The following is a 25,721-nucleotide window of genomic DNA, read 5'->3' on the forward strand; positions in this document are numbered from 1 at the left end:
AAAAAAGATGTGCCCTTAAATGTTTTTAACACAAAGAAGCACATCTCTCAGCACAGATAAATAGTAAATCGCTGGTTAACCCTCTGCAGCGTTCTTGGTTAATTCTTTGCAAACGCTAATACCCCAGCCTAGGCATAAGCCAATTATCATCGGTATAACCCAGCCCATCCCTATATCAAAAAATGGGACAAATTGCTGGTAACTGACGAGAATACTTTGCACTGCCTCCTTGTTCTTAATGAATTCCGGCATGGCATTAAGCGCATCACCAATACTGATAAGTAGCGCGCCTAACGTTGCCAGTACATAAACAGTCTGCCGGTTTTTGAACAGCGGCGATAAGAGTGCCAACAAAATCAAGGTAATAGCTAACGGATACAAAAACATCAATGCCGGAATAGACAGAGAGATTATCCGGGTTAGTCCTACATTGGCAATCAGACAGGATAAAGCAGTAAACACCAGCACATAAGACCGGTAACTAAGTGATCCCGGAAACAATTCCTGAAAGGTTTCCGCACAAGCTGTAATTAAACCAATGGCAGTTTTTAAACAGGCCAGCGTAACAATAATTGCCAACAAAATACTTCCCAGCGAGCCAAAATAATAATTGGCAATTTGCGCCAGCGCAATACCGCCATTTTTTGAGACCTCATATTGGCCCACACTAGTTGCACCAATATACGCCAGGCAGCCATAAATCAAACCCATCAGAACAACAGTCACAGTACCTGCCTTCAGCGTACCTATCGCGATGCCGCGGGGCGATTGAACCCCTAACCCTTTCAGTGTCTGAACAACAATAATACCAAAAGCAAGCGAAGCCAAAGCGTCCATTGTGTTATAGCCTTCCGTAAAGCCTTTAAAAAAAGGATCGGTGGCATACTGACCATGAACGTCGGCAACCGAAATACTTCCCATAGGCTGCCAGAAGCTGACAACAACTAAAAAAGCTAAAAAAAGCAAAAATAACGGGTTAAGAACTTTTCCCACCCAGGTTAGAATTTCACTCGGGCGCAATGAAAAAAACAATGCGACCATAAAAAACACCAATGTAAAGCAAGCCAGTCCTATTCCGTGATACTCGGCTGGAATAAATGGCACCAGTCCAATTTCATAGGAAACCGTCCCTGTTCTGGGTAGAGCAAAAAAAGGCCCGATAGTCAGATACAAGGCGATGGTCATCAAATATCCGTAGGTGGGATGAATACGGCTGGCCAGTTCAAACAAACCATTGCTTTTAGATACGCCCATAGCTACAATTCCTAAAAATGGCAGCCCTATCCCGGTAATAAGAAAGCCGATGGTGGCCGCTGCAACATTGCTTCCGGCTTCTTGTCCCATATGCACAGGAAAAATTAAATTGCCGGCACCAAAAAACAAACCAAATAACATAGAACCAATAAACAGATAGGACGACAAGGACAACCGTTGATCCAATAAAATCCACTCCTAATTCAATTTGCAGCTTGTCGTGGCCCCTTTGGCCGCATTTTGCATTATATATCTTTTCGAAAATTTATTCAATAAACGTTTTTTGTCACCAACCGCCAGACTGCGAAAACAGGCATAATTCCCAATAGCAGGAAGGAGGAAAGTCTGCCAAAGATAAAGTAAACCGATTGAACCCTTAACAAACCGTCCCGTTGTGTTCTTTGATATAACAAAAAAAGCAGCCATTTGGCTGCTTTTGCTTGTTCTATTCCACAATTCCCTGCGCCTTGCGCAGAGCGGCGTTCTTATTAATCTTATATGTGCCAACCGTCAACAGCGGCAGCACAATGAATATCAGGCCTATATACCCCACTGTGCCGTAGCCTTTGACCACAAGCGCGGTTAAGCCGAATACCGAAGCTCCGGTACACAGTACAATAGTCAGAATAGAAACAATCATGCGGCGTACACGAACGCTCTCGAACATGCCTGTCCTCTCCAAAACCTTCTCGAAGCGAGCTACTGAGGTGTATGTAAAAGATAGAGCTGTGCCAATCAGAGCTACAAAGAGAATCACGCTATATACGATCTTCAGCCAGGGCAGCCCCAGTTGATTTGTTGCGTAATATACCGGCAAGGTTTCCTTTAGCACTTCCGGTGCAAAGCCAAGCAGCATAATGCACATGATAGCCAGGAAGCCGCCGTTCAGCAGGAAACCAAAGAGACCGAAGTAGTTGCATTCCTTGGTAGTGGTAACTTTATGAGAAACAGAAATAAGTGCTACGATGTTAATACTCTGAAAGCCGACATACAATGCAGCTTTCAGCACTGCCTCCCACGGATCGGTGCCAAAGGTTTCCTTGGTTGCGATAAAGTTTTGCCATTTGGCAGCACCGGCTTCCAGTCCAAGATACGCCAACAAAATCAGGGTAACGATAAGGAAATATGCCTTGTAGCGTAGTACACGGATAATCAGCTCGGCTCCGAAAATGGTTAAACCCAGTAAGACAGCTCCTAAGACGGAAATACCCACAAAGTAAGGAATGCCCAGGGTATTCAGGAGCAAGGCTCCCGCACCGGCAATGGAGCTACTGATGGCAATGAACATCGTGGCAATAACGCACAACTCGAAGATGAGTGAAAAGAACTTCTCGTAGGGGTGATACAGTATGGTTGAAAAACTTTTGTAATCATGGACCTGATGATCCTTAGCGAGAACCATGGCATTTCTGCAAAGCCAGCCGACAAAGAACATGGCAATAAACGGCAGTACCGCACTTAGCCAGCCATATTTCACATAAAAGTTAACCTCTTGATTACCGGTGGCAAAGCCGCCGCCGCAATGTGTGGAAAACCACACTGTCGCCATAGAAAAGGCGATCCACAACGAACTTGTTTCTGTCTTTTTTTCTAGCATTTCTTTTCTCCCCACAAATAAAATTACGAGCAGATCAGGGTCAGGCTTAAGTTATATGCAAGATTGACTTATTGCTCTTCATCCCACTCAATTAACTCTTGCCAACTCCTCTATATTGGCTGAATCAATTTGTAATAATTTGGCTAACTGCGTCCTATCCCAGCTTAACAGACCATTTATTATAAGTCAATTTTTTTTATAACTTAAGCCTGCCCCCGCACCCGCCGGGCGCACGTATAGAAAAGGACTGTGGAAAAACCACAGCCCTTTTCTACATTTAAAACATCTTTATTCCTGCTGCTGTATTAGCGGCTTCGATAGCCTGATGGGCCAGTTCGTTGGCCTGCCCCAGGGTATTTAACGCCTGAGAGGGGTTATGGAAGCCCATGCTATTTTCGGCTGCCAGGAGGTCCCAGTAAAACTGGGCTTTACGCACCAGTTCACGCGCTTTTGCCAGTCCGGCCTGGTCGGCGCCAGGTTGGGCGGCCGCCGCCTGAATGGCTTGATGCGCTTTGACGATATTCTGCCCAGCCATATGCTGGAGTTCAAAGGTTTGATCCTGGATGGTTTTTACCCGTTCCTGCAGCCAGGCTGTGCCCTGGTTGTGACAAGGAGTACAGGAATCATCCAGAGTTTTGAGCGGACTGGTTACCCAGTGTGAGGTATATTTTTGTCCGTCTTTGCGGGTATAGGGCATGTGGCAATCGGCGCAGGAAACTCCGGCGGTACCATGATTGCCGGTGGAGAACAATTCATAATCAGGATGCTGCGCCTTGAGCATGGCGGCCTGGGAATCAGGATGCTGCCAGTCCTGAACAAAGCCTCGCGGCGTTTCGCTATAGTAAGCGTACATTTCGGCCGGTTTGAGGCCTTTGTCCCAAGGGAACACCACTTTGGTGGTGCCTGGCTCAAAGTAATACTCGGAATGGCACTGCGCGCACACAAAACTGCGCATGTCTTCCCGTGATGCCTTGGTTACATCAATGCCGCGCGCGGCCTGGGCTTCAATGAACGCCGGGTTGATAACCCGCAGGTTCATGGTCGCCGGATCATGGCAGGTCGAGCAGGCAACGGAGAATTTGGCTTTATCCATCATTTCAGTAAGGGGTTTATTGGCATAATCCCAGCCATGCTCTTTATAAGCTTGTTCCACATAAGGAGTTTTGCAGGTAATACAGGCTCCTTTGCTGGCCGGTCCAATCCGCTTAGTCTCACGCAAGTCCTCCATGGCATGAATGTGGCCACGGTCTTCTGCATAATCCTTGCTGAAAGGCATCCCCTTAAACAAGGTCAGCATTTCCGGCTGCATCTGTGATTTTTGCACTAAGACACTGCCGCCATACCCTGTTGGCGAAGGTGCCCCTTCTGCTGTTTTCTGATAGCTGGCATATTGCAGCGGGTAATACTTCCCCCACACTGCCGGGTCCATTTCCCCTGCCGGAATAGCGGCAACTTTAACAGCAGAAGCAGGTTTGGCTACTCCGATGCGGACGACAACAAACCCAAAGAATAGCAGACATACAGCCAGCAGGGCAATTAAAGATTTTTGCAGTTTATTCAACCTTTATCCCTCCTTTGCTCTTGTTCGTGCCATGGACTACGCCGCGATGACATTTAATGCAATCCTGCCCGCCGGCTGCCATGGCAGTGTTTTCGATTGTCGATTGGTGGCAGCGCAGACAGTTGTCATTCGCGATAGATTTACCTTGGGTTGATATCACCATAGTTGCGGGATAATCTCTAAGCACTTCATGATAAGTGTCGTTCATACCGGTCTTGGCTTTCACGATCATTTTGACCGCTAAGTTCTGTTGCGGCAAATGGCAGTCAGTACACTTAAACTGCTTGTGGTTTGATGCCTGCCAGCTGGCTGTGCTTTCGGCCATAGAGTGGCACGAACCGCAAAACTGCGGACTATCGGAGTACGCGTACCCGGCTCCGGCCACCAGCATTCCCGCCGCCGCAAGCACCAAGACTGCCAGGGCAATCTTTAAAGCGTTACGGTTAAGGAATTGACCAGTATCCAAAACATCCCCCTCCTCTCCCACCTAGTTATTTGGGTTTTATTTTAGGTCCTGGCAGCAGGACCCTGACCCCTGTTTACCTGCCGGTTATAACCTGCCAGAGCGTTAAAGGCCGCCCAGCCTGCCCCGGCAGTTATCAGCGCCGCTCCCAGCCACACCAGGTTAATTAACGGTTTACGGCTGATTTCAACTTCCAGTTTTTCCAGTTCTGCGGCCTGGGGCGCCGCTTTTTCGTCTTTAAATTCTACAGTCACTTTGCCTTCCCCCGGCTTAAGCCCGGTAATGTGCAGCACATACCGGTCAAGGGCTTTCACTGTCGAACCGACAATATACCCGTTGCGATTGGTCAATTCAGGGCGTACTTCCTGGGTCTGCCCACCGGCAGCCACTTCGATTATGGCTTGCACCCGGACGTCCCCCGAACCATCCATACCGGCCATGTTAAATTTAATAAAGGTTAAGTCTACCCCTTCCTGGGTAAAAGGCTGGCCTTTGACCAGTGTCAGCTCCGGTCCGTGGTCAGCATCCTCCTGCGGGATAGGCGCAATATACATATCGGCAAGCAAAGTCCGGTAAATGCCCGGTTCCCGGGCAGCAGGCGCTCCCTGACTGTTAAGTTTGGTCAAAGACCTGACCTCGGTTTTATCCAAACCGGCGTGAAACGTATGATGAAAGCCGGCGCCGCCTGCCGCCGGTTCTGTGCCGGCAAAAATAACCCTTTCTCCCAAAATCGTCTGCGACTGGCCCTGAATAAGTGTGACAACAGCCGACTGGCTGCCTGCGCCTGAGGCCATAATCCCCACAAGCATAACCGTCACACCGATATGGCTAAAGCCGGCGGCAACAGAGATTTTCCGGGTATAGGCGCCATAGACGTTAGCCGCGGTGGCGGCGCACGCCAGGCCAACGGTAAGCATGATCAGCGGCCGGTACAGGGTAAGACTGCCGGCCAGCAGCAGCCCGCCCAGGAAAAACAGCGCCAGCCAGATATACTGTTTGCGACTGCCTGTTTGTGTACGGCCCCAGCCAAGCAAGGGTCCTGCCGTCAGGGCCGCCGCCATGGCAACAGCCAACGGCAGGGCGGCGTTATTATAAAAAGCACTGCCAACACTCTTGGGGCTGCCAAAGGCCATGGTGACAAGCGGCGTAGACATACCGACAAACACCAGGATGCCGAAAAAGGCTAAGAGCAGCGCCGTAAGCGCCAGGGTAAACTCCCGGCTGGCAAGCCCGGGATAGAGCTCACCTGACGGCATGCCGGGCAATTTGGCAATATAGAGCGCAAATGCCAGAAATGCCACCACCAGCACTGTCAATCCCAGCAGTCCGCCTACCCCTTCATCGGCAAACGAATGGGTGGAAAAATCGCTCAAAATACCACTGCGGGTAAGAAAAGTTCCATATAACACCAGGGAAAAACTGCAAATTACACCGGCATAAACGGCTTTAACCGCACCAGGGCGGACCTTAGCCAAAAACAGCAGATGCACCAGGGCTCCGGCAGCCAGCCAGGGAACCAGTGAGGAATTTTCCACAGGATCCCAGGCCCAGTAACCCCCCCAGCCTAATACCTTATACGCCCAAAAACCGCCGATAAACATCCCGGCACCGAGAGTGGACAGGGCAAACAGCGCCCACGGCGCAGCCGGCCGCAGCCATTCTTGATGCTTTCCTGTCAGCATGCCGTCAATGGCATAGGCAAAAGGCACTGCCAGCGCCGCATACCCTAAGAACAGCACCGGCGGATGAATAACCATCCATGGATCTTGCAGCAGCGGATTTAAGCCGGCCCCGTCCAGGCGGGGCTCTGCCAGCATCATGAACGGGCTTTTCACCAGCAGCATAATGAGCAGTACTGCCTGCAGTAAGCTATATACCGCCATAGTGCCTGCCGGGGCTGCCGGTTTGCGGGTCAGAAGCAGGCCAAATACCGCATGAAACACCAGCCATAACAGAAAGGAGCCTTCCTGCCCGGCCCAAAAGGCCGAGAATTTATATGCCAGCGGCAAGTCACGGGAGGTGTAGCCAAATACATAGGCATATTCAAATCGATTTCCCAAAATGAGATACAGCAGATATACGGCAGCGATACCAATAAGTCCGGCCGATATCTGATAGCACACCCGGCCGTTTTGCTCCCAGCTTTGCCTGCCGGCCTTCCTGACCATTCCCGCTGCGCCGGAGCAGACTGCTGCCGTCATGGTTACGAGTAGCGCTAAGACGATTGCACCATAGCCAATCATTGATTCACACTCCCCTGATATTTCGAAGGACATTTTACTAACAGTTTATCGGCCTGAAACTCACCGTCACTGTATTTACCAATTGCGACAATACCTGTGGCCTGCTCCAGACCGTCCGGCTGTACGCCCCGGTAAACAACGGCCGCCTCTTCTCCGGCGTCATCCCGCAGCATAAAACGGATCGACCTGCCATCCCCGGCCTGAGTTATCTGAGAACCGGCCAGTGTACCTTTAACCTGAACAGCACTTTGCGTGGCTTTGGCCTGCGCGAAAGTAACATAAGGAGTGACTGAGTCATTGAACGCGAAGGCACTATAGGCAATAAAGCCGACAATAATCAACAGACAAATCACCCGGTGTTTGTTCATAGCTGGGTCCCCCTTTTTGACAACATTGTCTGTGCGGCAACACTTCTGGCCAATAACAGGCCGTAGAGCGCGGTACAGGCACCAACAGCAGCCAGCAGCACCACCAGCATGATGGGGTCCATATCCACTTTGCCTGCGCTGTTGAGCACCGGTTCCGGATGCAGGGAAAAATACATTCTCGGAATGATAAACACCAGAAACGGCACCGTAAGGAAGGATAGCAGGGCGTAAACCGCCGCGATGGCCGCCCGCCGCTCTTCCTCCTCAATAGCTGCTCTGAGTGCCAGATAAGCGCCATAAATCAAGAGTAAGATAAAAACGGTGGTCTGCCGGGGATCCCAGTTCCAATACGCGCCCCAGGTCAGTTTGGCAAACACCGCCCCGCTCACGGTGGCCAGCAGACAAAAAATCAGTCCTAATTTGGCCGAGCAGGCACTGATCGAATCAAATTTAAGGCTACGGGTTCTAAGATACTGAACGGCAGTTACCGCCGACACCAGGAAGGCCAGCACCGATACCCAGGCTACCGGGATATGAAAAAAAGCCATCCGGACAAGATAACCCAGCCCCTCGGCCGGCGGCACCAGATAAAAGACGGCGTAGACCACTCCGGCCAGGCATACTGCAAGGATTGCGTCAAATCTTTTTGAGTCCATATACCCTCCTATGTTTAATCCTGCCACAAATAATCAAATAACAGTATACCTGCGGCTATGACAGCGGCATCATAGCCTGCCATAAAAACAAATTCCCGCAGTTCAGGCGCACTACCGGCCAGCACCTTGGCGGTAGCACTGATAACACTCAAAAATTGCGGCAGCAGCACCGGAAAAGTAAGGACTGTAAAAACAGCATGCTTCCCCTGTGCATACATGACCATGGCCGCCGTCAGGGTGGATACTGCCGCAATGCCAGCAATGCCAAGCACCAGGATCAAGGCAAAGGACAGCCATTCCCCCACCGCAACATTCAAAAACATGATAAACAGCGGTACCACCAGGCAGGTCAATCCGGCTAATAAAACCAGATTAAACAACAGCTTGCCAAAATATACAGCCATACCGGTGGCATATAGTCTGAGAACCAATAAGGTACCGGCCTCCTGCTCCTGAACAAACACCCTGGCCAGACCGGCCATAGCGCAGAAGAACATCACTACCCACAATAACGCGGCGGCAAATTCCGGCGGCAGCGCCGCCCCGGCCAGCGTCATGCTGACACTGGACAAGGCCGTAAGTGCAAACATAACCAAGGCGCCAACAGCGTACCTTGTCCGAAACTCACAGACTGCATCTTTGGCAATTATTGCCCATACCGCCCTGCTAAAGTTCAATTTTATCGGTGGCATACCGGGCCTCCTCCGGTTCGTTGGTCGCAAGCAATATAACAGCCTGATTGCGCAGGGCATCTGCCATTAAATTCTGTACATAGGCCTTACCGTCAGTGTCCAGATTGGAAGACGGCTCATCCAGCAGCCAGACACACGGCTCCAGGGACTTGCCCACAGCCAGTTTCAACCGCTGGCGCATCCCGGTAGAGTAGGTTTGCACCGGCGCCAATCCCGCCCGGCCCAGGCCGGCCTCCTGGCAGAAGACCGCAGCTTCTGCCGGGGTACAGGAGACACCTCTTACTTTTGTCCAAAAAAGAATATTCTCAATACCTGTTAATGCCGTATACATGGCCATATCCGGCGCTACCATGCCAATACAGGCCAGTTGCTGCTCTTTGCTGAGCACGGCGCCCTGGGTATCCAGAAAGCGCACCTGACCGGCACTGGGACGCAGCAGTCCGGCAACAATTTTAAGCAGGGTGGACTTGCCGGAGCCGTTGCGTCCGGTCACTGCCAGGCACTGTCCTGCCCTGAACCGGGCATTAATATTCTCAAACAGTATTCTGCCGCCAAATCTTTTGCCGATATTCTCCAGATAAATTTCCATTGTTTGCCTCATATGGTTGCTCCAAACAATATTTCCCATAATAATGTTATTATACCATTCTCATCACATAATTAAAATGATAAAAGACTGACTATTGTGTCAGAATTTTATCATTTATTCTAAATGGTATTCACTTGTTTCAGGACTGGCAGGATGCCAGCTTAAACCGCACATAGATGGCAGTTCCCGTTTCACTACTTTTTATATCAATAATCGCCTGATGCCTGGCAGCGATGCTGAAGCAAATAGCCAGCCCCAGACCGGTACCGGTATCTTTGGTAGTGAAAAAGGGAGTTCCCAGTTTAACCAGAATATCCGGCTCAATCCCCGAGCCCTGGTCCTCGACGACCAGTACAACCTCTCCCGCTTCTTCATAGGCGCGCAATTTCATTGTCCCGCCAGTCTGCATTGCTTCCAAGCCGTTCATCGCCAAATTTAAGATAAGCTGCCGGATTTCTTTGGCATCAAAAGGAAAGTCGGTAAGGGGGCCAATGTCTTCAACTACAGTTTTCCCGTCCAGAATGGCTTCGGCACGGATCAGCGGCAGCAGGGATTCAATGATATTCCCTAAGTTTTGCAGCTGTTTATCGGTATTCTTATTTTTAGCCAGACTTAAAAACTCGGTAATGATACTATTGGCCCGGTCCAGTTCCTCCACCATCAGATCAAGATTGGCCGGCGATAAAGCCGCCTTGCCGCTTTTCGCATATTGCAGGAAACCGCGTACGGTTGTCATCGGATTCCGTATTTCGTGGGCAATTCCTGCCGCCATTTCACCGATAAGGTTGAGACGGTCAAGGCGGGCCATTTCCTTATCAATTAGTTTGCGTTCCGTAATATCGTTCAAATAAACAGACAGACCGTTCTTGGCCGGATAAACCCGCACCTCATAGCAGCGTTCCGGTAAAAGGCAGGCACTTTCAAAACATACCGGCTCCTCACTTTCACCGGTTGAAACGGCAACAAGCTGTTCGGTAAGAACCGGATTATGGCTTAATACCTCAAACAGTGTCTTGCCCAGCAGTTCCTGGCGCGACCAGCCAAGGATGGGCTCTGCCGCCTTGCTTACATAGGTAAATTTATAATCGGCATCTACCGCAAAAAAACCGTCCTTGATGCTTTCCAGGATGCTGCTGATGCGCTGAGTCCGCTCGGCCACCATACTTTCCAGCAGTATTTCGTTGCGGCATAATTCCAGCGTAGTATTGGTCAATTGTTCATTAAGATTATCCATCTCGGCAATTTGGCGTTTAAGCATCTCCCGCTGCTGTACCAGCTTGAGCTGGCAATGATGCATCCGCAGGAAGGCATCCACTTTGGCTCTCAGGATCTGGGGATTAAAGGGTTTGAAAATATAATCAACAGCACCCGAGTCATAGCCTTCCAAGACATTTTCCTCGGTTTGACTGATGGCGGTTATGAAAATAATCGGGATGTTCTGGCATTTTTGCCTTGTGCGAATAATTTTAGCTGTATCAAAGCCGTTAAGGTTCGGCATCTGCACATCCAGTAAAATCAGCGCAAAATCGTCGTTTAGCAGACATTTTAGCGCCCCCTCGCCGGATGTCACCCCCACCAAAAGATAGTCGGGACTTGCCAGCACCGCCTCCAAAGCCATCAGATTTTCCGGACGGTCATCGACCATCAATATTTTAAACTGTTCTTTCACCTACTCAGTACCTCCCTCAGCTTATCCCTGAACATTATATTGCAAAACCCGGGATCGTAGTCGATCATTGATGATTCACGGCTGCAGCCTGAGGCGCATCAGTGAAAACAATTTATCGAGCTGTACCGGTTTACTGATATAATCCAGTGCTTCATCGTCCGGATAGCTGTCCTTGTCCTGCTGCGCAGTTTTAGCGGTAAGCACAATAATCGGCAAAGCCTGAAGATCGGGTAATTCACGAATTGCCTGAATGGCCTCAGAGCCATTCGCGTCAGGCATAATGGTATCCATAATCACGAGTTTTATATCAGGGTTAGCTTTCAGGCATTCCAGGCCCTCCCGGCTATTTTGGGCAAACAGGGCGGCAATGCCCCTGGCTTCCATAGCGGCAACCAGTGCATACACATTGCGCATGTCATTATCCACAATCAGCACTTTCAGTCCACGAAAGGCAGTTTCACTGCCATTCACTGGCTGCGGCGACAGCAAATCAGACCCGCCTTGTAGCGTCAGGACAGTCTGCTCAGGCTTACCTGCCGCCGCTTGGGCCTTTACGCTCTCGACCGCGTCGATGATAACACTGCCCTCAATGGGCAGATACAAAGCAAAAGAGCTGCCATAGCCTTCCCGGCTGTCCAGATTAATGTAGCCGCCCAGGAGCAGGGACAGCTCCCGGCTGATGGATAAGCCCAGCCCGGTACCGCCGTATTTACGGCTGGTTGTACCGTCTGCCTGACGAAAGGCTTCAAAAATCACGGCCTGTTTTTCGGCGGAAATCCCAATACCGGAATCGCTTACTACAAACATAAGCCATTCCCGATTGAGGGCCCTTTTTATCTGGAAATTAACCCATCCCTTTTCGGTAAACTTAAACGCGTTTGACAGCAAATTTTTCATAATTTGCTGCAACCGTAGGGAATCTGTGTAGATTGTGGCCGGTACATCCTGCGCAATGTCAAAATTAAATGCCAGTCCCGCATTCTCAGCTACCGGCTTAAACTGCTTTACCAATTTTGCGGTGAAGTTGACTATACTCACCGGTTCCGGGTTGATGCTGAGTTTACCTGACTTTAATTTAGACAAATCCAGGATGTCGTTAATTAACAGCAGCAGGTCATTGCCGGCCGAGTGAATGGCATGGGCATACTCCAACTGTTTGGACGTCAGATTTCCTTCCTGGTTGGCTGACAGCATTTGAGCCAATAGCAGCAGACTGTTCAGCGGGGTTCTAAGCTCATGCGACATATTTGCCAAAAATTCGGACTTATATTTGGCAGTAACATCCAACTGCTGCGCCTGCGCTTCCAGGACTGCTTTGGCGTGTTCCAATGCCCGGGTTTTTTCCTCTGAGTGTTTGTATTGTTCCTCCAGGCGCTCGTTAATAATGCGCAGTTCTTCCTGCTGCTGCTGCAATTCGGCCGACCGATGCTGCAGCTCTTCGGCAAACGCCTGCGATTCGGCGAGCAGTTGGTCGGTCTGCCCCTTGCTTATCACCCGCATAAAGCTGATGGCCACATTATTCATGACTTGTTTCAGGTATTCAGTATGAGTTTCCGTTAACCGGCCAAAACCGGCCAGTTCAACAACCGCCAATACCTTGTCTTCCACGGCAGACGGAAAAACAGCCACATAATCGGGCTTAGAGCTGCCTAGTCCTGAAGCAATTTTTATATACTCGTTAGGCACCTGTTCCAGAATCACCGGCTGGTTTTGCAGGGCACACTGCCCGGTAATGCCTTCACCCATTCGAATTTTATCAAGCCCCAGAGAATCGCCGGTATCGGCATAACTGGCGATTTTGCTTAATACCTGGTTATCATTTTCACTTTCCACGAGATAAAATACTCCATAGCTTGCTCCCACAGTTGGCACAAGTTTGGCGATAAAGGCCCTGCCCAGCGTCGTCCGGTCATTGACCCCCTGCAGCATTGTCGACATTTCAGCCAGCTGCGACTTCAGCCAATTTTGCTGTTCCATCGCCTGAATAAACTCTTTTTCCTGTTTACGATGCCGCTCCAAGGCCGCTGCCATCTCATTAAAAGCAACGGCGATGCAACCGATCTCATCCCGGGTGGAAGCTGCAATGCGGGGAAAGCTTTCACTGTCAGCCGCCTGCACACTGCCGATTACTTTCGCCAGCCGTCTAAGGTCATAGGTAATACTGCCGACAACCTGGATGGCAATGGTTCCCCCGGCCAGCAGACAGGTGATAATGCAGACGGCCAGCAGGATTTGCGCCAAGTTGCTGGTGAATGCCGATTGTTCTAAAAGCTTAGCCAGGCTTCCTTCCTCGGTAATCTGAATTTCTTTGGCCACGCCTATCGCCTGACCAATAATCCGCTGTCCGTCAAATGCCAAAAGACTGGCTGCTTCCACCTGGCGGCCGGACTTGGTCAAAATAATAATATCCATGGTTAATTGTCTATAGTTATCCTGAGTGGCCTTAAGCCTTGGTAAAAGCCCTGCCACCTGGGAGTTATTCGCCAGCTTTATATAGGTCTCATAAGCCGCTTGCAATTCTTCCTGATGTTCGGCAATTCGCTGCAGTGCAAGTTCTGTTTGGCTGTACTCGGCAGCCATAATAAGAGTTTTAAGCTCACTTTCAATCAACCGGACCTCTTGCAAAATGCCGGTGGTTAGCCTGACTTTTTCATACCTGTTTCTCATAACCTCATTCACATTGGTATCAAGCTGATAAATCAAAAACATGGCTATTCCCAGAAACATCACCAGTATCGCTACGATAGAACCAAACGCCAAATACAATTTACTCTTAAAACCCATGACTCTAAACCTCCAATTACATCTAACCGTTTAGTCATTCTACAATATACTGTTGTTTCCTTCTAAAAATTCAATATTTTTACAACAAACTTCTAAATCCTACTTCTAATAAAACAATTTTTGACTGAATAAACAGGCCTTAGCGGCAGGAGCTGTCACGGATAAAATGCGGTACCCTGGATAAGCTAATTGTACATTTTTTTTAAAAAGGGCTTATCTATGGAAATTTCACTGGAACATATCATTCTTGGCATTTCCTGGCTTGCTATGGCACTGGCCCTCTGGCGCTGGGTTCCCAAAGACAGGCACAGCTTACGTAAAGCGCAGATAGCTTTTTTCTGTAAGCAGGCAATAACCTGGTTGTTTGGCCTGATGGTAGTCGAGTGGGGACTGCTTTCCTATCCTATTCATGAATTTGAGCACGCCACTAATACCAGCTTTACTTTCGAATTTTTTGTTTACCCGTCTATTTGCGTGCTGTACAATCTGCATTTCCCGGAAAATCAAGGCTATGTAACCACTTTTTTGTACACCGCCGCGTATTGTAGCGGCATCACGATACTGGAAGTACTGCTGGAGAAATACACCCTGCTCATCCATTATATCTACTGGACCTGGTACTGGACCTGGATCACCCTCTTTCTTACCTTCTGCCTGTCACGCACATATGTTAAGTGGTTTTACCACGGCTATGATCAAAAAAAAACTTGACCTGTGTCAATTCCTTTACCAAGGTGCGCAAAACATATACATCCTGTTAAACAAAAAACAGCTATGAGACAAGCTCATGCTGTTTCTTTATATGTTACGCCTGGATTTTCAATCATACCTGCCAAAGTTCATAGCTTTCAACAATCACTGCCTCACCAGGCAGTTTCGCAATGTCAAAGCAACCCGTCAACTCGGCCGCTTTAACCGGCTGGAAAATATCAATCAAATTTGCTTTCCAGGCTAAATAGCCGATAATGGTTTCCGGCGTAATGCCATGCGCTCTGAGAGCGGCAACAGACAAGGCCTGCTGCCGCTTGGACAGGCGGTAGCCCTCTGCATCCACCAAGAGCGGCACATGGGTAAACACCGGCGCCTGGCAGCCCAGCAGCCGGTACAGCAATAACTGGCGCGGAGTGGAGCCTAATAAATCATGCCCCCGCAGCACATGGGTAATCTCCATGGCAGCGTCATCAATGACAACGGCTAATTGATAGGCATGCACACCATCGGAACGCCGCACAACAAAGTCACCCACTTCCCGGGCAAGCTCCTGGCAAACATACCCGGCATGCAAATCGGTAAAAGCAATTTCACCATCAGGCACTGCCAGCCGGAGCGCCGGCCGCCGGGCCGACCGGCGGTCGGCCGGCACCGGGCTGTGCCGGCAGGTTCCGGGATAAAGCCGTTCCTGGTCACCGGCATGCGGCGCCGAGGCAGCTAATTCAGCCCGTGTGCAATAGCAGGGATAGACAAGACCGGCGGCAGCCAGACGGTCAAGCGCAACCTGGTAAAGAGCACGCCGCTCGTTTTGGCTGTAAGGCCCATACCGGCCGCCAACATCCGGCCCTTCGTCCCAGTCAAGCCCCAGCCACTTCATATCTGCCATCAGCTTGTCCGCATAGGCCGGCCGCGACCTGTCAGGATCAAGGTCTTCGATTCGCAGCACCATGGTTCCACCGGCGCTGCGTACCTGCAGCCAGGCCAGCAGCGCTGTCCAGACATTCCCCAGATGTATTTCACCTGTCGGACTGGGAGCAAACCGCCCCCGCATCAGTCAAGAAAATCCTCTCTGACAGGTACAAAGACCTCGATAAGCTCCGCCGTTTGCAGCACGTTGACACTATGTTCCGCTCCGCCGGGAATGGCCCAGCTGTCACCAGAACATAGCCGGTGCTCCTGTTGCCCGATAGTCATGACGATTTCACCGGTTATCAGGTAACCAATCTGCTCATGCGGATGACTATGGGGCTGTAGCTCTGCGCCGGCAGCAAGCACAAACTTGGTTAATAAGCCTTTTTCTCCCACTGCCAGCGTTTTCCGCTCCACACCGGCAAGCGGTTCGACAAACGGTTTATCCTTATCTCTGACGATCATCGGCAAATCCCTCCCTGAAGTTCACTGATTTTGTTGTTTTTCACCCATATCATTGGTCAGTCCCAGTTTATCAAACACCTTGTAGGTCAGGCTGATAGCAATGGCGACAACGGTTGCCAGCGCCATTCCTTTCAGGGTGACTGAAGCCAGGGTCAGCGACGCGCCGCTGATGCCAATGATGAGGACAACGGCTGTTAAGATCAGATTGCGGGATTGATTATAGTCGACTTTGGCATCAACCAAAATCCGGATACCGGAAGCGGCAATAACACCAAACAGCAGCAGGGATACACCGCCCATGACCGGGGTGGGAATGCTCTGAATCACGGCTGCCAGCTTGCCGACAAAGGATAAGACAATGGCAAAAACGGCGGCAAAGCCGATTACCCATACACTGTATACCTTGGATATGGCCATAACGCCGATATTTTCACCATAAGTGGTGTTCGGGGTGGAACCAAAGAAACCTGACAGCATGGTGGACAGGCCGTTACCGAGCAGCGAACGGTGCAGGCCGGGAGAAGCCGCCAGATCACGGCCGACAATATTGCTGGTAACTACCAGATGGCCGATGTGTTCGGCAATAACTACAAGTGCCGCCGGCACAATAATGGCCATAGCCTGCAGGTTAAATTCAGGCGCATAGAAGGTCGGCAAAGCAAACCAGGGTGTGGTGCCGATGGGCGTGAGATCAACCAGCCCCAGCACCAGCGCCAGGATATAGCCGGCAACAATACCAATGAGGATCGGAATAACGGCAAGAAAGCCGCGGAATAAAATCGACCCCAGTACGGTGACCGCTAAGGTAAACAACGAAACCGTTATGGCCTTGGCATCAGGCACTTTGGCCGTCAGGCCGGCCATATCGGCAGCCACCGGGGCCAGCTCCAGGCCAATGATAGCAACAATGGCCCCCATGGCGGCAGGCGGAAAGACGACATCAATCCACTTTGTCCCGACAACGCGAATGCTCAGTGCCACCAGTGTAAAAACCAGACCGGTTGCAATAAAACCGCCCAAAGCCGCGCCATAGCCAAACTGGGGTAATACGAGAAATACCGGTGAAATGAAAGCAAAGCTGGAGCCAAGATAGGCTGGGATTTTCCCTTTAGTAATAAAAATATAGAGCAGAGTGCCGATACCATTCCATAACAGAATGGTGGCCGGGTTAACCTTAAATAACATAGGAACAAGTACGGTTGCGCCAAACATGGCAAACAAATGCTGCAGACTTAGCGGCAAAGTCTCCAGCAGCGGCAGCTTTTCTTCCACCTGAATTGTACGTCTCACGAAATTTCCTCCTCAAAATTAGTCCTGCTTTATTATACTATCTTTTGGCAAAGTTTTCATAAAATTTTAATACTCCTGCCGGATATTGTCAAGTTATTCTCATTGCCTTTATTTACATGCAGCTGTTGCTAACACCTGGCGGTTATTATTAACCTGCCATACATTGCCTGTGATTATGCAAATGCCGGGTCCTGTCAGGCCAAGAAAAAAGGAGGCAGCGCCCCGGTTGGGGCATTGACTCCTTGTTAGTATATTAACCGGCCATAGTTTCGTAAAGAACATCGATATCCTGTTCTTTCAGCAAGGCCTGTACTCTGGCCACATCCTGCGGGACAGCATCAGGAACACCTTCCAGAAGATAGGGTTTGCCAAGCTCGGCCCACTTTTTGCGGCCAAAAGTATGGTAAGGCAATAGTTCCACAACCGCCTGTCCTGGCAGTGTTTTTATCAGTCCGGCCAAAGCATGGATGTCTTCCCGGCTGTTGGTTATCCCGGGAATGACGACATAGCGAACAGTAACAGGCATGACGGCTGAGACTTTTTGCAGATTAGCCAGTATCCGGGTATTGTCGGCACCTGTCAGCCAATGGTGTTTTACCGGGTCAACGGCTTTAATACTGAACAATACCGCATCCGTGTAGGGTAGCACCTTGTCCAGATGTCCGGCAGGGTAATTGCCGGCCGTATCCAGTGTAGTATGCACTTTCTGTTCCCGGCAGCGTTTAAATACGGCTGCGGCAAAGTCCGGCTGCAGCAGCGGCTCACCACCGGAAAGGGTGATGCCGCCGCCGGAAGCTTCATAATACCGGCGGTATTTTTTTATATCGGCCATTACCGCTTCCACGGTAATGGTTTTATCGCCACGCACCCAGGTATCAGGGTTGTGGCAAAATTTGCAGCCCAAAGAGCAACCGCCCAGGAATAGTACATAGCGAATGCCCCGGCCGTCAACTGTGCCAAAGGTTTCGATAGAGTGATAGTAGCCATATTGCTGTGTCATACTGTTCCCCTCCTAGTACGATGTAATGAGATTGCCATACTCCACTGCATTTCGCCCGCAATGCCGCTGGCCGTGAAAGGTACTCCGGTCATTGCGGGCGCAGCGTGGCAATCTCGTCTCCCGGTATTGTAGGGCGGGAGCTGACATGGCAATCGCATTCTATTTATTCTGGTTTCTAAACGGCTTCATAGAAGGTGCGGCTGATGACCTCCCGCTGCTGGGCAGGAGTCAATTTAATGAAGTTAACGGCATAGCCTGAGACACGAATGGTCAACTGCGGGTATTTCTCCGGATGCAGCATGGCGTCTTCCAGCACAGCCCGGTCAAGCACATTAACATTGATATGATGACCATTGCTTTCCGAATAACCGTCAAGGACTGCGGTCAGGTTGTTGACCCGCGAATCGGGGCATTTGCCCAGTGCTGCCGGCACAATGGAAAAGGTGTAGGAAATGCCGTCCCGGCAATCTTCATAGCTAAGCTGGGTTACCGAGTTGCAGGCAGCCAGCGCACCGCGGCGGTCACGGCCATGCATGGGGTTAGCTCCCGGGGCAAAGGCTTCACCGGCTCTGCGTCCGTCCGGGGTTGAACCGGTCTTTTTGCCATACATAACGTTTGAGGTAATTGTCAGCACCGATAAGGTGTGTTCGGCGTCACGGTAAGTGGGATGCTTTTTCAGATTGGCGGAGAATTCGGCAGTCACTTCCTTGGCCATCAGGTCAACCCGTTCGTCATCATTGCCATAGCAAGGAGCCTCACCGATGATTTCAAAGTCGGTGGCAATGCCGCGTTCGTCGCGGATAGGCTTAACTTTAGCATGCTTTATTGCGCTTAAGGAATCGGCCACAACCGACAGGCCGGCAATTCCAAAAGCCATGAGACGGCCGACTTCCGTATTGTGCAAGGCCATTTGCGCTCTTTCATACGCATATTTATCATGCATGTAGTGAATAAGGTTCATAGTATTAACATACAGACCGGCCAGCCAGTCCATAACCACCGAGTAGTTTTGCCGAACGGTTTCGTAATCCAGATATTCCCCGGCCGGAACAGGTATAACCGGAGCTACCTGTTTGCCGCTGACTTCATCGCGCCCGCCGTTGATAGCCATGAGCAGCGCTTTGGCCAAATTGACCCGGGCACCGAAAAACTGCATTTGCTCGCCGACCCGCATGGCTGATACGCAGCAGGCGATGGCGTAATCATCCCCATACTCGGGACGCATGACATCGTCGTTTTCGTATTGAATAGCACTGGTATCAATAGATACCTGGGCGCTGAATTTCTTGAAATTTTCCGGCAGCGCCGTTGACCAGAGCACCGTCAGATTGGGTTCAGGCGCCGGGCCAAGGTTATACAGGGTATGCAGTACGCGGAAAGATGTTCTGGTAACCAGCGGACGGCCGTCAAGACCAACCCCGCCAATTGCTTCGGTTACCCACAGCGGGTCACCGGCAAACAGTTCATTGTATTCCGGAGTTCTCAACTGGCGTGCCAGCCTGAGTTTTATCACCAGCTGGTCGATAAGCTCCTGGGCTTGTTCTTCGGTAATTAACCCTTTCGCTAAGTCACGCTCAAGATAGATGTCAAGGAAAGTGGACACCCGGCCTAAAGACATGGCTGCGCCATTTTGTTCCTTAATGGCGGCCAGATAGCCGAAATACAGCCACTGCACCGCTTCTGCCGCCGTTTCAGCCGGACGGGAAATATCCAGTCCATAGATTTCGCCCAAAGTAATCATTTCCTTGAGGGCCCCAATCTGGCGGGCCACTTCTTCGCGCAGGCGGATCACGTCTGACAGCATCGGCTTTTTCGCCAATTCCTGCATATCTTGCTTTTTGGCTTCCATCAATTTATTGATGCCATATAAAGCAATCCGGCGATAGTCACCAATAATCCGGCCACGGCCATAGGCATCAGGCAAACCGGTAATAATGGCGGCGCTGCGGGCCAGCTTCATTTCGTCAGTATAGGTCATGAATACGCCGTCGTTATGGGTGGTAGCATGATTATGGTAGGTTTCGCTAATGGCTGCATCCAATTTATAGCCATAAGCCTCGCACGCTTGTTCGGCCATGCGGATACCGCCATTGACAATAACTCCGCGCTTCAGCGGAGCATCTGTCTGGAAACCCACGATAACTTCTAAGTCTTTATCTACATAACCTGCGCCATGAGAAGTAATGGTTGATACCCGGGTAGGATCAATATCGAGAACACCTTTATTATCACGCTCTTGCTTTAAAAGTTGAGAGCATTTTTCCCACAACTGAGTGGTTCTGGCGGTGGGACCTGCTAAAAATTGGCTGTCACCTGCGTATGGAGCATAGTTTTGCTGGATAAAATCACGGACATTAATACTCTCCTGCCAAGCTTTTCCCTGGAAACCTTCCCATGCTTTCATGTGTAAGTCCTCCTCTTAGAAATATTCTAATAATTGGTATATAAAAACCGTCTGAGCATGAATGCCCAGGCGGTCGGCCTTCACCGTTTACAAACCGTCTATCACTTTTTTGCGCCGCCCGGTCTGCCTTCGGTCATATAAAATTACTTAACATAGGATATTACTTCTTACGACATATATCGACGTATTTTGCCTTTGTATACATTATGCGGCATTGTCTACACTTTGTCCAGTAGCTGGTAAAAAGTAAATATTTTCTCAAATATTATAAAAATCACAACTTACAGTTAATAGTGCAGCAAAGTCATAATTTGTATTATGTAAATATAATATTGGGCAAACATAAGGGGCTGCCGCACTCATATAGTCAGTGCGGCAGCCCCGGATTCACTCAACATTATTATACGGATCCCAGTCAGTCACATCAGCCAGTTCCTTCCGGGCTGCGGCAATGTCGTCAAGCAGCCTGTCCTTATCTTTCGGCAAGGTGGCTGCCAGGGCAATATGGTTGGAAATATGATTGCTGCGAAACAAGCAATGCTCGGCTGGTGGCAAGTCAATGCCACTCACCAGTTCATAGAGTTCCCCCATAATTTCAGCCGGCGACAGCGGCGCAAACCGGCCGGATTCAAACTGCTCCAGCAATTCACTGCCCCGGTACAGCATCAGCGTTAAAGCGCTCAGCATCTGGGGCCTGATGGCATTTACCACCCGGGCCGTATTCGCGGCATGCCGGGCCGAATGTTCTTTGCCGCCAAGGCCGGCAATAATCATAACCGACAATTTGATGCCGGCAGCCACAATGCGCTGACCGGCCTCAATGGATTCGGCCGCCGTTACCCCTTTATTTACCCTGCTCAACACCACATCATCACCGGACTCCAGGCCATAGTAAACCAGCTTAAGCCCGGCAGCTTTCAAAGCCTCCAATTCTGCCGGAGTCTTATTCAGCATATCTCTGGGGCCTGCATAGCATGCTACCCGCTGCAAACGCGGAAAGGTGCGGGCCAGCGCGTCAAGTATGGCTAATAACTTGTCTGTTGCCAAAACCAGCGCATTGCCATCTGCCAGAAATATCCGCCGGATGTGCATGGCATATGGCTTGGCGGCATGAATCTGATCCATAATTTCATTCATTGGCCGGGTGCGAAATTGCACCGACTTGTACATATTGCAATACGTACAGGCATTATGCGAGCAACCGACAGTCACCCGCAAAATAAAGCTGTGTGCTTCACTGGGCGGCCGGAATACCGGCCCTTCGGCATTATCAAAATACAAGGTATCACCTCTTTATGTTGGCCCCGGCAGCAATGGCGGTAAGAAAAGCCGAACGAATGGGCTTGACTGCCATCAGTGCTTTGACCGGAGCTGATTTTTCAATAACTGCAGCAATACGGCCTAATGCCCGGTGACTTAACCGTGAGGGATCATCGAACAGAAAATTGCTCAGTTTTCCCCGCTCGATGGCCATCGTCACCATGCGGTCAAAGGTTGTTTCCGGCACCATCACCCGCCGGTCACGGCTGGCCATACTGATACAGCCAAGCTTACAGGCCGTATAGCATACCCCGCAGCCCAGGCACAGCTCCGGCTCGCACACCGCCCTGGGCCGCTCGGCCCCGCTGGCACTGTCAACAGTAATGGCCTCCACCGGACAAGCCTTAACACACAGGCCGCAGCCGGTACAGCGTGAGCTGTCTATTTGGGCTGCCCAGTTGGAGGTCACGATGGCAGTCCGGATATTAAAGGTCCTGACAGCCTGGAACATGCCGCAGCAGCAGCCGCAGCAATTACACATAAACCCCACCGCGTGCTGTACATTATCGGCAATCTGTGCTAAGCCCGCCTGCTTGCACTGTTCCAGCACCTGCATGGCTTCACCGACAGTTGCCGCTTCAGCCATCCCCTTATTTATCAGTATCCGGGCACTGTTGCCAAAAGTCAGGCAGGTCCGCAGCGGCGCCGCGCAGGCCTTGTCCAAATGACCGGCTTTGTGCCGGCAGGCGCAGAGCGATATCCCTACAGTTTCGGCGGTTGTAATAACCTGGCTGGCCTTTTCCCAGTCAAGCACTTCCGAGTAATCACCCAAAGCCTCTTCTCTGACCAGAGTACGCCCCAGTTGGGTGGTCTCCCGGAAAACGTCGCGGGCAAAACGGTCATCCCGGAACATATATTCTTCAAACAGTTCTGCCAGCTCCCGCAGATCAAGGTTATCGCGGCTACGCATATAGACAAATTCAAAGAAGCCAATCACTACCGGGGCCAGCACCACATGACACTGGCCTTTATATTCGAAATCAAATACCAGCCCTTTTTCCGCCATAATGAGCAGCTTTTGCCGCAAGTCCTCCGGCTCAAGGCCGGTCTTACGCGCCAGCGCCGCTATTGCGACCGGTCGCAGTGGAATTTTTCTGGCGATAGCCGCCTCTGCCGGTGAAAATAACAGCTGGAGTATGCGGATAAATACCGGCGAATACGGTGCGCCGGTGATATTTTGGTCCAGCCGCTGCTGCAGCAGCCGGTACTCACGTTCCTGATTTACTATATGCCCCAAAGCTTAGTCCTCCCGCCATGCAAATGCCTTTGGCCGAATTCATACATAGTATTGCTATTATACCAAATCCACCCGAAATTAGCACCGGCAAACCGGTGCTGTAAGGCGAAATTATCGTGCTTGGTGTTAAAGCAAGGCAAAGCTAACGCTATTTTTTTTGATTTAAGATCAAATCAACTATGCCAGTTTCTTTTACAGTTTTCGAAAGCTTAGCGTTGTCTGCTATCCACTGATCCCTAAATTGATCTACAGAAGCAAGGGAACGTCAGAGTGTGCGAAAACAAAATTCCCATAATTTCCATTCACCATTTAGATATTTAAAACAGGCACTAACATTGAATTTAGGAACAAAATAATAGCAGAATATCGCTAATGCTCTCCACTTTTTCAGTATTTTCCCAACTAACCTGGAGTTTTCGCACAACCTGACGTTCATTTTGCTTCTCTTTTTGAACTATCTTTCTACAGGCGCTTTGAGTCCTCTCAATGCCAATTGACAGAGGGACTGGGGAAGGTGCTTATGTCCTCAGGAAAGGATTATTGAAAAACAAGACAGCACCACCCTCCCCTGCCTTCTAATCATCGTACTGGCCGGCAAAACTCAGGAGATCACGGATAATACCGCATTGATAATAATATCCGGTCTATCTATATGGACACCATGTCCTGATTGTTCCGCTTCAATATATTTGCTATTTTTCGATAAATCCAATTGCTTTGTAATTAATTCCTGCCAAACGTCTTCGATCTTTTTAGCCAACTGCTCCGGCATGCCCTGCTTGGTAAGCAACCGGAATGAATAATCCGGGTCTCTTCCTATCACAGTTAAAGGAATCTGAGGAAAACTACCTGCCACTCGAATGGCTTGTGCAGAATTCTCCAGTTCCTCCATTTCTTCAGCCATTGCCTGATACATCTTAGGGTTGATTTTAAACTGCAATATTCGCTCTCTGGCCTCGACAGAAAAATTAGTGAGATCAGGTACTGATTGAGAAGAAAGTTTACTGTTAATCTGCGCCGGTTCCATTTTAGACCAGAGCCGCCATATCTCAATCATGTGTTTATTTTGATTACTGCCTATAGCGTCATTCAGCAGATGCATTTCTGTGGAGTTGGCTTCTACTAAAATAACGGCACTTACATAATTAGGATGACTGATGGCAAAATGCTGCACACATAAGCCGCCATATGAATGTCCAACTAAAATGACAGGATCATGGATATCTAAGTTGCCAAGCAGTTTATATAGATCATTCACGGTGGAATTCGTATTCTTTTTTTCTTCGCCTAGTTCGCTTTTACCACACCCTGCCCGATGAAATACTATGACTTTCGCTTGTTTAGCTAAGCCATTGACTACTATCTCCCATTCATCCATTGAAGAAGCCATCCCAGGTAAAATGCATATACATTGCCCCTCGCCGGTAAGCATAACTTCAATGTTCTTGTTTCCTATATTTACTAAATTTCGCATAATAAGCCTCCATCGCTACAACAGTCCCACACTTAGGTTCACCAGTAAATGGGCATTCATGTAAAGGGGCTAATACCACAACGGAAAATTTATTAGCAACCATCATAACATAAAAACCAGGAAGCCGACTATCGACTCCCTGGCTTAATGTCGCCAAATAGTAATATGGTACAAGTCCTGCTAACGTATTCTTAATGAAAAGGAAATACTCAATGGGGGAGTAAAAATCAAAGAAGCAAAATGAACGTCCCCTTGCTTCCTCTTAAACTGCAATATTCGCTCTCTGGCCTCGACAGAAAAATTAGTGAGATCAGGTACTGATTGATAAGAAAGTTTACTTTTAATCTGCTCCGGTTCCATTTTAGACCAGAGCCGCCACATCTCAATCATGTGTTTATTTTGATTACTGCCTATGGCGTCATTCAGCAGATGCATGTCTGTGGAGTTGGCTTCTACTAAAACAGCGGCACTTACATAATCAGGATAACTGATGGCAAAATGCTGCACACATAAGCCGCCATATGAGTGTCCGACTAAAATGACAGGATCATGGATATCTAAGTTGCCAAGCAGTTTATATAGATCATTCACCGTGGAATTCGTATTCTTTTTTTCTTCACCTAGTTCGCTTTTACCACACCCTGCCCGATGAAATACTATGACTTTTGCTTGTTTAGCTAAGCCATTGACTACTATCTCCCACTCATCCATTGAAGAAGCCATCCCAGGTAAAATACATATACATTGCCCTTCGCCGGTAATCATAACTTCAATATCCTTGTTTCCTATATTCACCAAACTTCGCATAGTAAGCCTCCATCACTATAACAGTCCCCCACTTAGGTTCACCAGTAAATGGGCATTCATGTAAGGGGCTAACGCCGCAACGTAAAAATTATCAGCAATCATCATAACATAAAAACCAGGAAGCCGACTATCGACTCCCTGGCTTAATGCCGCCACATAGTAATATGGTACAAGTCCTGCTAACGTATTCCTTAATGAAAAGGAAATACTCAATGGGGGGAGTAAAAA

The 25,721-nt window shown here is 49.6% G+C and carries 21 protein-coding genes; 1 reads left to right on the forward strand and 20 read right to left on the reverse strand.

Annotated features, from left to right (window positions below; all coding sequences use genetic code 11):
* Nucleotides 1-75 precede the first annotated feature (75 nt).
* From brnQ to SPSPH_RS17015, 11 genes are all read right to left on the reverse strand, one after another.
* Nucleotides 76-1,440, reverse strand: a complete 1,365-nt coding sequence (brnQ, locus tag SPSPH_RS16965) for a branched-chain amino acid transport system II carrier protein (protein ID WP_075757067.1) — start codon at nucleotides 1,438-1,440, stop codon at nucleotides 76-78.
* 259 nt (nucleotides 1,441-1,699) lie between these two features.
* Complete coding sequence (locus SPSPH_RS16970) at nucleotides 1,700-2,851, reverse strand: hypothetical protein (RefSeq protein ID WP_075757065.1); 1,152 nt, start codon at nucleotides 2,849-2,851, stop codon at nucleotides 1,700-1,702.
* 277 nt (nucleotides 2,852-3,128) lie between these two features.
* The gene (locus SPSPH_RS16975) at nucleotides 3,129-4,412 is read right to left on the reverse strand and encodes an ammonia-forming cytochrome c nitrite reductase subunit c552 (protein WP_075757064.1); all 1,284 of its coding nucleotides are present in this window, start codon (nucleotides 4,410-4,412) and stop codon (nucleotides 3,129-3,131) included.
* Nucleotides 4,405-4,878 carry a cytochrome c3 family protein gene (locus tag SPSPH_RS16980; RefSeq protein WP_075757063.1) on the reverse strand — a complete coding sequence of 158 codons (474 nt, stop codon included), beginning with the start codon at nucleotides 4,876-4,878 and terminating at the stop codon, nucleotides 4,405-4,407. The genes SPSPH_RS16975 and SPSPH_RS16980 overlap by 8 nt, the downstream gene beginning before the upstream one ends.
* Nucleotides 4,879-4,919: 41 nt before the next feature.
* A complete protein-coding gene (gene ccsA / locus SPSPH_RS16985) occupies nucleotides 4,920-7,118 on the reverse strand; it encodes a cytochrome c biogenesis protein CcsA (RefSeq protein WP_075757062.1) in 2,199 nt (732 codons plus the stop codon).
* The gene (locus tag SPSPH_RS16990; protein ID WP_075757061.1) at nucleotides 7,115-7,486 is read right to left on the reverse strand and encodes a cytochrome c maturation protein CcmE; all 372 of its coding nucleotides are present in this window, start codon (nucleotides 7,484-7,486) and stop codon (nucleotides 7,115-7,117) included. The genes ccsA and SPSPH_RS16990 overlap by 4 nt, the downstream gene beginning before the upstream one ends.
* Nucleotides 7,483-8,142, reverse strand: a complete 660-nt coding sequence (locus SPSPH_RS16995; protein ID WP_075757060.1) for a cytochrome c biogenesis protein — start codon at nucleotides 8,140-8,142, stop codon at nucleotides 7,483-7,485. The genes SPSPH_RS16990 and SPSPH_RS16995 overlap by 4 nt, the downstream gene beginning before the upstream one ends.
* A 14-nt stretch (nucleotides 8,143-8,156) precedes the next feature.
* The gene (locus SPSPH_RS17000; protein WP_075757059.1) at nucleotides 8,157-8,834 is read right to left on the reverse strand and encodes a heme exporter protein CcmB; all 678 of its coding nucleotides are present in this window, start codon (nucleotides 8,832-8,834) and stop codon (nucleotides 8,157-8,159) included.
* The gene (locus SPSPH_RS17005; RefSeq protein ID WP_075757058.1) at nucleotides 8,809-9,435 is read right to left on the reverse strand and encodes an ABC transporter ATP-binding protein; all 627 of its coding nucleotides are present in this window, start codon (nucleotides 9,433-9,435) and stop codon (nucleotides 8,809-8,811) included. Before SPSPH_RS17005 ends, SPSPH_RS17000 begins: the two co-directional genes overlap by 26 nt.
* 127 nt (nucleotides 9,436-9,562) lie before the next feature.
* The gene (locus SPSPH_RS17010) at nucleotides 9,563-11,092 is read right to left on the reverse strand and encodes a response regulator (RefSeq protein ID WP_198930988.1); all 1,530 of its coding nucleotides are present in this window, start codon (nucleotides 11,090-11,092) and stop codon (nucleotides 9,563-9,565) included.
* A 75-nt stretch (nucleotides 11,093-11,167) separates the two neighbouring features.
* The gene (locus SPSPH_RS17015) at nucleotides 11,168-13,876 is read right to left on the reverse strand and encodes an ATP-binding protein (protein WP_075757057.1); all 2,709 of its coding nucleotides are present in this window, start codon (nucleotides 13,874-13,876) and stop codon (nucleotides 11,168-11,170) included.
* A 219-nt stretch (nucleotides 13,877-14,095) separates the two neighbouring features.
* Here SPSPH_RS17015 and SPSPH_RS17020 point away from each other — a divergent pair, with 219 nt between their 5' ends.
* A complete protein-coding gene (locus SPSPH_RS17020) occupies nucleotides 14,096-14,587 on the forward strand; it encodes a CBO0543 family protein (RefSeq protein WP_075757245.1) in 492 nt (163 codons plus the stop codon).
* A gap of 112 nt (nucleotides 14,588-14,699) precedes the next feature.
* On the opposite strand, the gene gluQRS is transcribed toward SPSPH_RS17020, so the two are convergent.
* The 9 genes from gluQRS to SPSPH_RS17065 all read right to left on the reverse strand — a co-directional run bounded on the left by gluQRS (nucleotide 14,700) and on the right by SPSPH_RS17065 (nucleotide 25,493).
* Nucleotides 14,700-15,638, reverse strand: coding sequence for a tRNA glutamyl-Q(34) synthetase GluQRS (gluQRS, locus tag SPSPH_RS17025; protein WP_075757056.1), 939 nt, complete (start codon nucleotides 15,636-15,638; stop codon nucleotides 14,700-14,702).
* Complete coding sequence (locus tag SPSPH_RS17030; RefSeq protein WP_075757055.1) at nucleotides 15,638-15,961, reverse strand: cupin domain-containing protein; 324 nt, start codon at nucleotides 15,959-15,961, stop codon at nucleotides 15,638-15,640. Before SPSPH_RS17030 ends, gluQRS begins: the two co-directional genes overlap by 1 nt.
* A gap of 21 nt (nucleotides 15,962-15,982) precedes the next feature.
* Nucleotides 15,983-17,251, reverse strand: coding sequence for a uracil permease (gene uraA / locus SPSPH_RS17035; RefSeq protein WP_075757054.1), 1,269 nt, complete (start codon nucleotides 17,249-17,251; stop codon nucleotides 15,983-15,985).
* A gap of 253 nt (nucleotides 17,252-17,504) precedes the next feature.
* On the reverse strand, nucleotides 17,505-18,251 hold the full coding sequence (pflA, locus tag SPSPH_RS17040) for a pyruvate formate-lyase-activating protein (RefSeq protein ID WP_075757053.1): 747 nt from the start codon (nucleotides 18,249-18,251) through the stop codon (nucleotides 17,505-17,507).
* A gap of 175 nt (nucleotides 18,252-18,426) precedes the next feature.
* Entirely contained in the window at nucleotides 18,427-20,655 is a 2,229-nt protein-coding gene (gene pflB / locus SPSPH_RS17045) for a formate C-acetyltransferase (RefSeq protein ID WP_075757052.1), read from the reverse strand.
* A gap of 387 nt (nucleotides 20,656-21,042) precedes the next feature.
* Nucleotides 21,043-21,936, reverse strand: a complete 894-nt coding sequence (locus tag SPSPH_RS17050) for a radical SAM protein (RefSeq protein ID WP_075757051.1) — start codon at nucleotides 21,934-21,936, stop codon at nucleotides 21,043-21,045.
* Between the two features lie 4 nt (nucleotides 21,937-21,940).
* A complete protein-coding gene (locus SPSPH_RS17055; RefSeq protein WP_075757050.1) occupies nucleotides 21,941-23,212 on the reverse strand; it encodes a 4Fe-4S binding protein in 1,272 nt (423 codons plus the stop codon).
* Between the two features lie 601 nt (nucleotides 23,213-23,813).
* Nucleotides 23,814-24,686, reverse strand: a complete 873-nt coding sequence (locus SPSPH_RS17060; RefSeq protein ID WP_075757049.1) for an alpha/beta fold hydrolase — start codon at nucleotides 24,684-24,686, stop codon at nucleotides 23,814-23,816.
* A 180-nt stretch (nucleotides 24,687-24,866) separates the two neighbouring features.
* Nucleotides 24,867-25,493, reverse strand: a complete 627-nt coding sequence (locus SPSPH_RS17065) for an alpha/beta fold hydrolase (protein WP_075757048.1) — start codon at nucleotides 25,491-25,493, stop codon at nucleotides 24,867-24,869.
* Between the last annotated feature and the right edge of the window lie 228 nt (nucleotides 25,494-25,721).

Source organism: Sporomusa sphaeroides DSM 2875, from assembly GCF_001941975.2.
GTDB classification, from domain to species: Bacteria; Bacillota; Negativicutes; order Sporomusales; family Sporomusaceae; genus Sporomusa; species Sporomusa sphaeroides.

Coding starts and splice junctions, on each gene's coding strand:
- SPSPH_RS17005 (WP_075757058.1), bottom strand. CDS start 9,435: ATGAGGCAAACAATGGAAATTTATCTGGAGAATATCGGCAAAAGATTT.
- SPSPH_RS17030 (WP_075757055.1), bottom strand. CDS start 15,961: ATGATCGTCAGAGATAAGGATAAACCGTTTGTCGAACCGCTTGCCGGT.
- ccsA (WP_075757062.1), bottom strand. CDS start 7,118: ATGATTGGCTATGGTGCAATCGTCTTAGCGCTACTCGTAACCATGACG.
- SPSPH_RS16970 (WP_075757065.1), bottom strand. CDS start 2,851: ATGCTAGAAAAAAAGACAGAAACAAGTTCGTTGTGGATCGCCTTTTCT.
- SPSPH_RS17065 (WP_075757048.1), bottom strand. CDS start 25,493: ATGCGAAGTTTGGTGAATATAGGAAACAAGGATATTGAAGTTATGATT.
- SPSPH_RS17020 (WP_075757245.1), top strand. CDS start 14,096: ATGGAAATTTCACTGGAACATATCATTCTTGGCATTTCCTGGCTTGCT.
- SPSPH_RS17060 (WP_075757049.1), bottom strand. CDS start 24,686: ATGCGAAATTTAGTAAATATAGGAAACAAGAACATTGAAGTTATGCTT.
- pflA (WP_075757053.1), bottom strand. CDS start 18,251: ATGACACAGCAATATGGCTACTATCACTCTATCGAAACCTTTGGCACA.
- SPSPH_RS17015 (WP_075757057.1), bottom strand. CDS start 13,876: ATGGGTTTTAAGAGTAAATTGTATTTGGCGTTTGGTTCTATCGTAGCG.
- gluQRS (WP_075757056.1), bottom strand. CDS start 15,638: ATGCGGGGGCGGTTTGCTCCCAGTCCGACAGGTGAAATACATCTGGGG.
- SPSPH_RS16995 (WP_075757060.1), bottom strand. CDS start 8,142: ATGGACTCAAAAAGATTTGACGCAATCCTTGCAGTATGCCTGGCCGGA.
- SPSPH_RS16990 (WP_075757061.1), bottom strand. CDS start 7,486: ATGAACAAACACCGGGTGATTTGTCTGTTGATTATTGTCGGCTTTATT.
- pflB (WP_075757052.1), bottom strand. CDS start 20,655: ATGAAAGCATGGGAAGGTTTCCAGGGAAAAGCTTGGCAGGAGAGTATT.
- SPSPH_RS17000 (WP_075757059.1), bottom strand. CDS start 8,834: ATGCCACCGATAAAATTGAACTTTAGCAGGGCGGTATGGGCAATAATT.